Raw genomic sequence first — 11,938 nt, 5'->3', positions numbered from 1 at the left:
GGTCTCCCCGACGCGCCGCCCCCCCCTCGGCCGGCCCCGGGGGGGTGGGGGGGTCCGGCGGGTCGGGGGGGGGGGGCGCCCTGGCCTCCACGACCTACGGCCGGGCCCCGCGCGGGCACGCCTTCCCGCCCCGCGGGCACGTTCCCGCCCCGCCCTGCCGCCGTTTCCCTGGCTCCGCCCCGACCCGCGCGCCCTCACACGCCGGCGAGACCGGATCTTCCAGCCGGTCCGGCGTCCCCGCACGGGGTCCGGGCGGAGCCCGGAGGGCTTCGCGCGGCGGCCCGTCCGCTCGGCACACCGGGGCGGAGGCCGCAGACGCGGCGGACCGCCCGGATCCGCACACCGGGCCGGAGGCCTACGGCCCGGTGTCGGCGCGCGCAAGTAGGGTGGTTGCCATGGCCGACCCTTCCAGCTACCGCCCCGAGCCGGGCCAGATCCCTGACTCCCCGGGGGTCTACAAGTTCCGCGACGAGCACCGCCGGGTGATCTACGTCGGGAAGGCCAAGAGCCTGCGCCAGCGCCTGGCCAGCTACTTCCAGGACATCGCCGGCCTGCACCCCCGTACCGCCACCATGGTGACCACGGCCGCCTCGGTCGAGTGGACCGTGGTGTCCACCGAGGTCGAGGCGCTCCAGCTGGAGTACTCGTGGATCAAGGAGTTCGACCCCCGGTTCAACGTCAAGTACCGGGACGACAAGAGCTACCCCTCGCTCGCCGTCACCCTCAATGAGGAGTACCCGAGGGTGCAGGTCATGCGAGGGCCCAAGAAGAAGGGCGTGCGGTACTTCGGCCCGTACGGGCACGCCTGGGCGATCCGCGAGACCGTCGACCTGATGCTCCGGGTCTTCCCGGTACGCACCTGCTCCGCGGGTGTGTTCAAGCGCTCCGCGCAGATCGGCCGCCCCTGCCTGCTCGGCTACATCGGCAAGTGTTCCGCTCCCTGCGTCGGCAAGGTCACCCCCGAGGAGCACCGCGAACTGGCCGAGGACTTCTGCGACTTCATGGCCGGCCGCACCGGCACCTACCTCTCCCGGCTGGAGAAGGAGATGCACGTGGCGGCCGAGGAGATGGAGTACGAGAAGGCCGCCCGGCTGCGCGACGACATCGGGGCGCTGCGCCGGGCGATGGAGAAGAACGCCGTCGTGCTCGCCGACGCCACCGACGCCGACCTGATCGCCGTGGCCGAGGACGAGCTCGAAGCCGCGGTGCAGATCTTCCACGTCCGCGGCGGCCGCGTCCGCGGCCAGCGCGGCTGGGTCACCGACAAGGTCGAGGCCGTCGACACGGCCGGGCTCGTCGAGCACGCCCTCCAGCAGCTGTACGGCGAGGAGAAGGGCGAGGCCGTGCCCAAGGAGGTGCTGGTCCCGGCCCTCCCCGAGGACACGCCGGCGCTGAACCAGTGGCTCGCCGAGCGCCGGGGGTCCCAGGTCAGCCTGCGGATACCGCAGCGAGGCGACAAGAAGGCCCTGATGGAGACCGTGCACCGCAACGCGCTCCAGTCCCTCGCCCTGCACAAGACCAAGCGCGCCAGCGACCTCACCACGCGCTCCCGGGCCCTTGAGGAGATCGCCGAGGCACTGGACCTCGACAGCGCCCCGCTGCGCATCGAGTGCTTCGACATCTCCCACCTGCAGGGTGACGACGTCGTCGCGTCGATGGTCGTCTTCGAGGACGGGCTGGCCCGCAAGAGCGAGTACCGGCGCTTCCAGATCAAGTCGTTCGAGGGGCAGGACGACGTCCGCTCCATGCACGAGGTGGTCTCCCGGCGCTTCCGCCGCTACCTCCAGGAGAAGCTGAAGACGGGCGAGTGGGACCCCGAAGAGGGCGAGGACGCCGCCGGGTCGGCCCCTGAGGACGACGGGCGGCCCAAACGGTTCGCGTACCCGCCGCAGCTCGTCGTGGTCGACGGCGGGCGGCCGCAGGTCGCCGCCGCCAAGCGGGCCCTGGAGGAGCTCGGGATCGACGACGTCGCCGTGTGCGGTCTGGCCAAGAGGCTGGAGGAGGTCTGGCTGCCCGGTGAGGACGACCCCGTCGTGCTGCCGCGCACCAGCGAGGGCCTCTACCTGCTCCAGCGGGTCCGTGACGAAGCACACCGGTTCGCCATCCGGTACCAGCGGAACAAGCGCGGCAAGCGCCTGAGGTCCGGCCCGCTGGACGAGGTGCCCGGCCTCGGCGAGAGCCGCAAGCAGGCCCTGGTCAAACACTTCGGTTCGGTGAAGAAGCTGAGACAGGCGACAATCGACCAGATCTGCGAGGTCCCGGGCATAGGCCGTAAGACGGCCGAGACCGTGGCCGCGGCCCTCGCCCAGGCGGTTCCCGCTGGTCCTGCCGTCAACACGGCCACAGGGGAGATCATTGAGGATGAGACCCCCGCGCCAGCGGGAGCATCGTCCGAACGGGGGACCGAGCAATGACCGAGCACGAGACCGCGCACGACCGAGACGGAGCACAGGTGAGTACGGGCACGACAGTGGAGCCCGGCGAGACCGCCGAGGCGGCCATCCCCGAGCTGGTGATCATCTCCGGAATGTCCGGGGCCGGCCGCAGTACGGCGGCGAAGTGTCTGGAGGACCTCGGCTGGTTCGTCGTCGACAACCTCCCGCCGGCCCTGATCCCGACGATGGTCGAGCTCGGCGCGCGCTCCCAGGGCAACGTGGCGCGCATCGCCGTCGTCGTCGACGTCCGCGGACGCCAGTTCTTCGACGCCCTGCGCGAGTCCCTCGCCGACCTCGACAGCAAGGGCGTCACCCGCCGCATCGTCTTCCTGGAGTCCTCCGACGACGCGCTGGTCCGCCGCTTCGAGTCGGTCCGCCGCCCCCACCCGCTCCAAGGCGACGGGCGCATCACCGACGGCATCGCCGCCGAGCGCGACCTGCTGCGGGAGCTGCGCGGTGACGCCGACCTGGTGATCGACACCTCCAGCCTGAACGTGCACGAACTGCGCGCGAAGATGGACGCCCAGTTCGCCGGGGACGAGGAGCCCGAGCTGCGGGCCACCGTCATGTCCTTCGGCTACAAGTACGGCCTCCCCGTCGACGCCGACCTCGTCGTCGACTGCCGCTTCATCCCCAACCCGCACTGGGTCCCGGAGCTGCGCCCCTTCACCGGGCTCAACGAGGAGGTGTCGGGGTACGTCTTCAGCCAGCCCGGCGCCAAGGAGTTCCTCGACCGCTACACCGAGCTGCTCCAGCTCATCGCCACCGGCTACCGCCGCGAGGGCAAGCGGTACGTGACCATCGCGGTCGGCTGCACGGGCGGCAAGCACCGCAGCGTGGCCATGTCCGAGAAGCTCGCCGCCCGCCTCGCCTCCGAGGGAGTCGAGACCGTCGTAGTCCACCGGGACATGGGGCGCGAGTGACCCCACGGACCCCGCGGCTGAGCCGCCTGCGCCGCCTCACCCCGGGACGGGGCGAGGACGGCGTGGGCCGCTCCGGCCGCTCCGGCCGCCGACGCGGCGCCACGCCCAAGGTGGTGGCGCTCGGCGGCGGCCAGGGCCTGTCGGCCTCCCTCGCCGCCCTGCGCCGGATCACCGGTGACCTCACGGCCGTGGTCACCGTCGCCGACGACGGCGGTTCCAGCGGACGGCTCCGGGAGGAGCTCGGCGTGCTCCCGCCCGGCGACCTGCGCAAGGCGCTGGCCGCGCTGTGCGGTGACGACGACTGGGGCCAGACGTGGGCCCGGGTCATCCAGCACCGCTTCCAGTCCGAGGGCGATCTGCACGGGCACGCGGTCGGCAACCTGCTGATCGTCGCCCTGTGGGAACAGCTCGGCGACCCCGTCCAGGCCCTCGACCTGGTCGGCAGGCTGCTCGGCGCGCAGGGCCGGGTGCTGCCGATGTCGGCGGTACCGCTGGAGCTCCAGGCTCTGGTCAGAGGGCACGACCCGGCCCGCCCCGAGGACGTGGACACCGTCCGCGGGCAGGCCACCGTGGCGCTGACCCCGGGCGAGGTGCTCTCCGTACAGGTGGTGCCGAGCGACCCGCCGGCCGTGCCGGAGGCCGCCCGGGCCGTGCTGGACGCCGACTGGGTGGTGCTCGGTCCGGGGTCCTGGTTCTCGTCGGTCATTCCGCACCTGCTGGTGCCGGAACTGCTGGACGCGCTCATGGAGACGAAGGCCCGCCGGGTGCTCTCGCTGAACCTCGCGCCGCAACCCGGCGAAACAGAGGGCTTCTCTCCGCAGCGTCATTTGGAGGTTTTGGCCCGACACGCCCCTAAACTCGCCCTGGACGTGGTGCTGGCCGACGAGGCCGCCGTGCCCGACCGCGAGTCCCTCGCCGATGCCGCGAAACGGTTCGGTGCCGCGGTCGAGCTGGCGCCCGTGGCCAGGCAGGACGGCTCTCCGAAGCACGATCCGGAGCTGCTGGCCGCCGCGTACGACCGTATTTTTCGGATGCATGGAAGGATCGGCCCATGGCGATGACGCCTGCGGTGAAGGATGAGATCTCCCGCCTGCCTGTCACCCGGACCTGCTGCAGGAAGGCGGAAGTCTCGGCGATCCTTCGGTTCGCGGGCGGGCTGCACCTGGTGAGCGGCCGCATCGTCATCGAGGCGGAGCTGGACACCGGGATCGCCGCCAGACGCCTGCGCAAGGACATCCTGGAGATCTTCGGGCATTCCTCGGACCTGGTGGTGATGGCCCCCGGCGGACTTCGTCGCGGCAGCCGTTACGTGGTCCGCGTCGTGGCCGGCGGTGACCAGCTGGCACGCCAGACGGGCCTCGTGGACGGCCGCGGCCGTCCCATCCGGGGCCTGCCCCCGCAGGTGGTCTCCGGGGCCACCTGTGACGCGGAGGCGGCCTGGCGCGGCGCCTTCCTGGCCCACGGCTCGCTCACCGAGCCGGGCCGGTCCTCCTCCCTGGAGGTCACCTGCCCCGGCCCGGAGGCCGCCCTGGCCCTGGTGGGCGCCGCCCGCAGGCTGTCCATCGCCGCCAAGGCGCGCGAGGTGCGCGGAGTGGACCGGGTCGTGGTCCGTGACGGCGACGCGATCGGAGCGCTGCTGACAAGGCTCGGCGCGCACGAGTCGGTGCTGGCCTGGGAGGAGCGGCGGATGCGGCGCGAGGTGCGCGCCACCGCCAACCGCCTGGCCAATTTCGACGACGCGAACCTGCGCCGCTCGGCGCGGGCCGCGGTGGCCGCCGGAGCCCGCGTCCAGCGCGCGCTGGAGATCCTCGGCGAGGAGGTCCCCGAGCACCTGGCCGCGGCCGGCCGGCTGCGCATGGAGCACAAGCAGGCCTCCCTGGAGGAGCTGGGCGCGCTGGCCGACCCGCCGCTGACCAAGGATGCGGTCGCCGGCCGGATCCGCCGGCTGCTGGCGATGGCCGACAAGCGGGCCCAGGACCTCGGCATCCCGGGCACCGAGTCGAACCTCGACCTCAGCGAGGAGATGGCCGACAACATGGCCGGTTAGGTCATCCGGTACGGCTGAAGGGGCTCGCGCGATCACTCGTGCGGGCCCCTTTGCCGCACGCCCCATTGACATGAGCATGGGCCGGTCTTGAGTCTGGCGTCCGAACGCTTTCGTGGCAGACGACGCCCAGGGGGGCACATGAGTCACCGCGCGAGATCGATCCTCGCCGCAAGCGCACTCGTCTTCGGAACCACACTCGCCGTGCTACCCGCCGCGGCGCAGGCCCAGCCGGCACCCGGCGCCGCATCCGGCGCCGACGAGGTACGGGTCTACGACGCCGACATCACCCGGGAACAGGTCCCGCTCGTCCTCGCCGCGGGGCAGGACGCGCACGAGCTCACCGAGCGGGCCCCGGAGACGGGGACGGCCAGGGTCGAGCTCTTCCTCAGCGGCGCGCAGGCCGGGGAACTGGCCGCCCAGGGTGTCAAGCTGGCCGAGCGCAAGGTTCCCCCCCAGGGCCTCGCCCGCGCCAAGGCCGCCGGGGACGGGGTGTTCCGCCCGTACAGCGGCAAGGGCGGCCTCCAGGAGGAGATCCTGCGGACCGCTCAGGAGAACCCGGGGCTCACCAAAGTCGTCTCCATCGGCAAGACCGTCCAGGGCAAGGACATCCTCGCCCTGAAGGTCAGCAAGAACGCCAAGAAGACCAGGGACGGCGACAAACCGTCGGTCCTCTACATGTCCAACCAGCACGCCCGCGAGTGGATCACCCCCGAGATGACCCGGCGGCTGATGCACCACACCCTCGACAACTACGGCAAGGACCAGCGGATCACCCAGCTGGTGGACTCCAGCGAACTGTGGTTCCTGCTCTCCGCCAACCCGGACGGGTACGACTACACGCACGCGGCCGATGGCCGGCGGCTGTGGCGCAAGAACCTGCGCGACAACAACGGTGACGGGAAGACCGGCCCCGGAGACGGGGTCGACCTCAACCGGAACTTCGCCTTCAAGTGGGGTTACGACGACGAGGGCTCCTCGCCGAACCAGGCGAACGAGACCTACCGCGGCCCGAGCGCCTCCTCCGAGCCCGAGACCACCGCCCTCGACCGCTTCGAGAAGCGCATCGGCTTCGAGTACGCCATCAACTACCACTCCGCGGCCGAGCTGATCCTCTACGGCGTGGGCTGGCAGGTCGCCACCCCCACCCCCGACGACGTCGCCTACAAGGCGCTCGCCGGCACCCCGGAGAACCCGGCCGTCCCGGGCTACTACCCGCAGGTCTCCTCCGAGCTCTACACCACCAACGGCGAGGCCGACGGACACGCCTCCAACGTCAACGGCATCATGATGTTCACCCCGGAGATGACCACCTGCCAGACCGCCTCGGCGAGCGACCCGAACGACCGGTGGAAGCCCGAGGACTGCGCCTCCGGCTTCAACTTCCCGGACGACGAGAAGCTCATCCAGGCGGAGTTCGCCAAGAACATCCCCTTCGCGCTCTCCGTCGGCGAGAGCGCCGCGACCCCGGACCGTCCGAAGTCCTCGGTGGGTCTGAGCGCCGCGGACTTCACCGTGGACGCCTTCGCCACCTCCTACGTCGCCCGTGGCGAGGACCAGACGGTCTCCGTCACGGCCCGCAAGGCGCTGAAGGACAAGGAACTCAACTTCCGGATCAACGGCGGCCGCACGCACGACGAGGAACTCAAGGCCTGGAAGGGCGGCGAGGTCTACGGCGGCGACGATCACAACTGGTTCGACGAGTACCGCGCCGAGATCGACGGCGCGAAGCCCGGCGACAAGGTCGAGGTCTGGTTCACCGGCCGTGACCGCTCCGGCAAGCAGGTCTCCAGCGAGCACTTCACGTACACGGTGGCCGAGCGGCCGCGCGCGGACGTCCTGGTGATCGCGGAAGAGGGGGCCAAGGCCCAGCACGCCCAGACCTACGTCGACGCCCTGCGCGCGGGCGGCAGGTCCGCGGCGGTCTGGGACGTCGCCGTCCAAGGCGCCCCGCACCACCTCGGGGTCCTCTCCCACTTCGGTACGGCTGTCCACTACACGGGGGCCAAGTCCCCGGGTGGCGAAACCCAGTTGGCGGTGCGCGACTTCCTGAACGAGGGCGGCAAGCTGATCGAGGCCGGTGAGCTGGCGGGCGGCAACGCCCAGGTCGGCCGCGCCGTGACCAACGACTTCAGCCAGTACTGGCTCGGCGCGTACAGCCGTACGAGCACCGCCGGAGCCACCGGCTTCGCCGGCGCCGGCGCCCTGAACGGCGCGCGGGGCGACGTCGGGGACGCCGCGGGCAACCCGCTGAACGCCCCAGGCGGGTACACCGTGACCTCCGAGACCCTGGCGCCCGCGCAGTTCCCGCAGTTCAAGAGCGCCCAGGCGGGAGCCTTCACCGGCGTCGTGAACCCGTACGCCCCCTACGCCGGCACCGGCATGGCCTCGGCCCTGCACGCCGACGACGACTGGAAGCGCCTCGTCCGTACGATCGACCTCACCGGGGTCACCGCGGCCGACCGGCCGCAGCTGAAGCTGGCGCTCAACTGGAACGTCGAGGAGGGCTACGACCACGCCGCGCTGGAGGCCCGGACCGCCGGCGGCGACGACTGGACCACCCTGCCGGACGCGGGCGGCCTGAGCGCCTCGACCGTTCCGGAGGAGTGCGCGGCCGGGTTCTTCCTCAACGGCCACCCGTTCCTGCGCCGCTACCTCACCCTCGACGCCGCCGGCTGCACCCCGCAGGGCACCAGCGGCACGTGGAACAGCTTCACCGGTTCCTCCGGCGGCTGGAAGCAGGTCTCCTTCGACCTGAGCGCCTACGCCGGCAGGACCGTTGAGCTCTCGCTCTCCTACATCACCGACCCCGGCTCGGGCGGCCGCGGTGTCTTCGCGGACGAGGCGCGCCTTGCCGTCAACGGCGCGGACCGGCCCGTAGAGGGATTCGAGACGTCCCTCGGGGCCTGGACGGCACAGGCCTCCCCGGCCGGAAGTCCTGATGTGCCCGGCGACTGGGCCCGGACCGGTGAACTGTTCAAGTCCTACGCAGCGGTGACCACACGTGACACGGTGTTGCTGGGCTTCGGCCTGGAGCACATGCCCACCGCGGCGGACCGGGCCCTACTGATCAGTAAGGCCCTGCGCACACTGCACCGCTGACCGGAGCCCCGATCGTCACTCACCCTGAGTGACGGGGCCGGAGTCCGGGGGTCCCGTTCCGCAGTGTCCGGAACGGGACCGTCGCAGGAGTACCCCCGGGAAGTAGGGGGAGTGTCAGGCCCCGACCGATGTCACCCAAAAGCTCACGGAGAGGTAGGGTCGTAAGCGGTCGGGGACATCCCATTTCAACTCGCCGGCGCTCTTACCGGCGCACCAACGAGGAGATCGGTTCGTGACGATCCGCGTAGGCATCAATGGCTTTGGCCGAATTGGCCGCAACTACTTTCGGGCGCTCCTGGAGCAGGGAGCGGACATCGAGATCGTCGGTGTCAACGACCTGACTGACAACGCCACCCTGGTGCACCTTCTCAAGTACGACACCATCCTGGGCCGCCTCAAGGCCGACGTCTCCCACACCGACGACACCATCACGGTCGGCGGCAACACCTTCAAGACCTTTGCCGAGCGCGACCCCGCGAACCTGCCCTGGGGCGAGCTGGGTGCCGACATCGTCATCGAGTCGACCGGCATCTTCACGAAGAAGGCCGACGCCGCGAAGCACATCGCGGCCGGCGCGAAGAAGGTCCTCATCTCGGCTCCGGCCAAGGACGAGGACATCACCATCGTGATGGGCGTCAACCAGGACAAGTACGAGGCGGCCAACCACCACGTCATCTCCAACGCCTCCTGCACCACCAACTGTGTGGCGCCGATGGCCAAGGTCCTCGACGAGAACTTCGGCATCGTCAAGGGCATGATGACGACGGTCCACGCGTACACGAACGACCAGCGCATCCTGGACTTCCCGCACTCGGACCTGCGTCGCGCCCGCGCCGCGGCCGAGAACATCATCCCGACCTCCACCGGTGCCGCCAAGGCCACCGCGCTGGTCCTCCCGCAGCTCAAGGGCAAGCTCGACGGCATCGCCATGCGCGTCCCGGTCCCGACCGGCTCGGTGACCGACCTGGTGCTGGAGCTCTCCCGCGAGACCACGGTGGAAGAGATCAATGCGGCCTTCCAGAAGGCTTCGGAGGGGCAGCTCAAGGGCATCCTCGACTACACCGAGGACGCGATCGTCTCTTCCGACATCGTGAACTGGCCCGCGTCCTGCACCTTCGACTCCTCCCTGACCATGGTTCAGGACGGTACGCAGGTCAAGGTCGTCGGCTGGTACGACAACGAGTGGGGCTACTCCAACCGTCTCGTCGACCTCACCGTCTTCGTCGGCGGTCAGCTCTAAAAACGTAGGGCAAGGCACCACGATGTGAAGCACAGGGTCCGAGCAGCGCGACGATGCGCCGCACGGGCCCTGTTGCTTGCCTCGTTATCCTTCCTCGCCCTTCGAGTGAAGGCTCAAAGGAGTAGAAATACATGAAGACGATCGATGAACTGCTCGCCGAAGGCGTCAAGGGCAAGCGGGTCTTCGTCCGCGCGGACCTGAACGTCCCGCTGGCCGAGGGCACCATCACCGACGACGGCCGCATCCGCGCCGTCCAGCCCACGATCGCGAAGCTCGCCGAAGCCGGCGCCCGCGTCATCGTGGCCTCGCACCTGGGCCGCCCCAAGGGCACCGGCGTCGAGCCGGCGTTCTCGCTCGCCCCGGCCGCCACGCGCCTCGGCGAACTGCTCGGTACGGACGTGGCCTTCGCCACCGACACCGTCGGCGCCTCCGCCAAGGCGACCGTCGCGGCTCTCACCGACGGCCAGGTCGCCGTCATCGAGAACCTGCGCTTCAACGCCGGCGAGACGTCCAAGGACGACACCGAGCGCGGCGCCTTCGCGGACCAGCTCGCGGAGCTCGCCGACATCTACGTGGGTGACGGCTTCGGGGCCGTGCACCGCGGCCACGCCTCGGTCTTCGACCTCCCGGCGCGGCTCCCGCACGCGGCCGGCCACCTCATCGCCACCGAGGTCGGCGTCCTCAAGAAGCTGACCGCCGAGGTCGAGCGCCCTTACGTGGTGGTCCTGGGCGGTGCCAAGGTCTCTGACAAGCTCGCCGTCATCGACGAGCTGCTCGGCAAGGCCGACCGCATCCTCATCGGCGGCGGCATGGCCTACACCTTCCTCTACGCCAAGGGCTACGAGGTCGGCATCTCCCTGCTCCAGAAGGACCAGGTGGAGGTCGTCAAGGAGTACATGAAGCGCGCCGAGGACACCGGCGTCGAGCTGGTCCTCCCGGTCGACGTGCTGGTCTCCTCGGAGTTCCCGGACCTCAAGGGCAAGACCCCGGCCACCTTCGACATCGTCGACGCGGACAAGATCCCCGCCGACAAGGAGGGCCTGGACATCGGCCCGAGGACGCGCGAGCTGTACGCGTCCAAGATCGCCGACGCCAGGACCGTCTTCTGGAACGGCCCGGTGGGCGTCTTCGAGCACCCCGACTACGCCGGGGGCACCGCGGCCGTCGCCCGGGCGCTGCTCGACAGCAGTGCCTTCACCGTCGTCGGCGGTGGCGACAGCGCCGCCGCGGTCCGCATCCTGGGCTTCGACGAGAATGCATTCGGCCACATCTCGACCGGTGGCGGCGCCTCCCTCGAATACCTCGAGGGCAAGACGCTCCCCGGCCTCGCCGCCCTGGAGGGCTGAACCGTATGACCACGCGCACCCCGCTCATGGCGGGCAACTGGAAGATGAACCTCAACCACCTCGAGGCCATCGCCCACGTCCAGAAGCTCGCCTTCGCCCTCGCCGACAAGGACTACGACGCCGTCGAGGTGGCGGTCCTGCCGCCCTTCGTCGACCTGCGCTCGGTCCAGACCCTGGTCGACGGCGACAAGCTGAAGATCAAGTACGGCGCGCAGGACATCTCCGCGCACGACTCCGGTGCCTACACCGGTGAGATCTCCGGTCCGATGCTGTCGAAGCTGAAGTGCACCTACGTGGCCGTCGGCCACAGCGAGCGCCGCCAGTACCACGACGAGAGCGACGAGATCTGCAACGCCAAGGTCAAGGCCGCCTTCCGGCACGGGATCACCCCGATCCTGTGTGTCGGGGAGGGCCTGGACATCCGTAAGGCCGGCCGGCAGGTCTCCTACACGCTGAGCCAGCTCGACGGCGGTCTGGAAGGCGTTTCCGCCGACCAGGTCGAGTCCATCGTGATCGCCTACGAGCCCGTCTGGGCCATCGGTACCGGCGAGGTCGCCACCCCCGACGACGCCCAGGAGGTCTGCGGGGCGATCCGCGGCCGTCTCGCCGAGCTGTACTCGCAGGAGCTGGCCGACAAGGTCCGCATCCAGTACGGCGGCTCCGTGAAGTCCGGGAACATCGCGGCGATCATGGCCCAGCCCGACGTCGACGGCGCCCTGATCGGCGGCGCCGCGCTGGACGCGGAGGAGTTCGTCAGGATCGTCCGCTTCCGCGACCAGTGAGTATGCGGTAGGGCGGATCCGTCGTACCCTTGCGGGGGCCAGAGGCTGATGCATCAGCCCCTGGCC

Annotated in this window: 8 protein-coding genes; all 8 read left to right on the top strand. The window is 70.5% G+C overall.

Annotation, left to right across the window (positions count from 1 at the left end):
- The first annotated feature begins 395 nt into the window (after positions 1-395).
- The 8 genes from uvrC (at position 396) to tpiA (ending at position 11,872) form a co-directional block, all read left to right on the top strand.
- Positions 396-2,414, top strand: a complete 2,019-nt coding sequence (gene uvrC / locus ACWGIU_RS15440; RefSeq protein WP_453706026.1) for an excinuclease ABC subunit UvrC — start codon at positions 396-398, stop codon at positions 2,412-2,414.
- Positions 2,411-3,358, top strand: a complete 948-nt coding sequence (gene rapZ, locus ACWGIU_RS15435) for an RNase adapter RapZ (RefSeq protein WP_030009073.1) — start codon at positions 2,411-2,413, stop codon at positions 3,356-3,358. The genes uvrC and rapZ overlap by 4 nt, the downstream gene beginning before the upstream one ends.
- Positions 3,355-4,419: a gluconeogenesis factor YvcK family protein gene (locus ACWGIU_RS15430; RefSeq protein ID WP_453706024.1), complete on the top strand. Its 1,065-nt coding sequence runs from the start codon at positions 3,355-3,357 to the stop codon at positions 4,417-4,419. The genes rapZ and ACWGIU_RS15430 overlap by 4 nt, the downstream gene beginning before the upstream one ends.
- Positions 4,410-5,405, top strand: a complete 996-nt coding sequence (gene whiA, locus ACWGIU_RS15425) for a DNA-binding protein WhiA (RefSeq protein ID WP_030009075.1) — start codon at positions 4,410-4,412, stop codon at positions 5,403-5,405. The genes ACWGIU_RS15430 and whiA overlap by 10 nt, the downstream gene beginning before the upstream one ends.
- A 138-nt stretch (positions 5,406-5,543) precedes the next feature.
- On the top strand, positions 5,544-8,504 hold the full coding sequence (locus ACWGIU_RS15420) for a M14 family zinc carboxypeptidase (protein ID WP_453706022.1): 2,961 nt from the start codon (positions 5,544-5,546) through the stop codon (positions 8,502-8,504).
- 232 nt (positions 8,505-8,736) lie between these two features.
- Entirely contained in the window at positions 8,737-9,744 is a 1,008-nt protein-coding gene (gap, locus tag ACWGIU_RS15415; protein WP_453706020.1) for a type I glyceraldehyde-3-phosphate dehydrogenase, read from the top strand.
- A gap of 131 nt (positions 9,745-9,875) precedes the next feature.
- Positions 9,876-11,090, top strand: a complete 1,215-nt coding sequence (locus ACWGIU_RS15410) for a phosphoglycerate kinase (RefSeq protein ID WP_453706018.1) — start codon at positions 9,876-9,878, stop codon at positions 11,088-11,090.
- A 5-nt stretch (positions 11,091-11,095) separates the two neighbouring features.
- Complete coding sequence (tpiA, locus tag ACWGIU_RS15405; protein WP_453706016.1) at positions 11,096-11,872, top strand: triose-phosphate isomerase; 777 nt, start codon at positions 11,096-11,098, stop codon at positions 11,870-11,872.
- The last annotated feature ends 66 nt before the right edge of the window (positions 11,873-11,938 follow it).

The organism is Streptomyces sp. NPDC054840, from assembly GCF_053611065.1.
This window is presented reverse-complemented; position numbering and strand designations above follow the sequence as displayed.

Bases quoted from the DNA above. Each gene is read 5' to 3' on its own strand.
- uvrC (WP_453706026.1), top strand. From the start codon at position 396: ATGGCCGACCCTTCCAGCTACCGCCCCGAGCCGGGCCAGATCCCTGAC.
- rapZ (WP_030009073.1), top strand. From the start codon at position 2,411: ATGACCGAGCACGAGACCGCGCACGACCGAGACGGAGCACAGGTGAGT.
- whiA (WP_030009075.1), top strand. From the start codon at position 4,410: ATGGCGATGACGCCTGCGGTGAAGGATGAGATCTCCCGCCTGCCTGTC.
- ACWGIU_RS15420 (WP_453706022.1), top strand. From the start codon at position 5,544: ATGAGTCACCGCGCGAGATCGATCCTCGCCGCAAGCGCACTCGTCTTC.
- ACWGIU_RS15410 (WP_453706018.1), top strand. From the start codon at position 9,876: ATGAAGACGATCGATGAACTGCTCGCCGAAGGCGTCAAGGGCAAGCGG.
- tpiA (WP_453706016.1), top strand. From the start codon at position 11,096: ATGACCACGCGCACCCCGCTCATGGCGGGCAACTGGAAGATGAACCTC.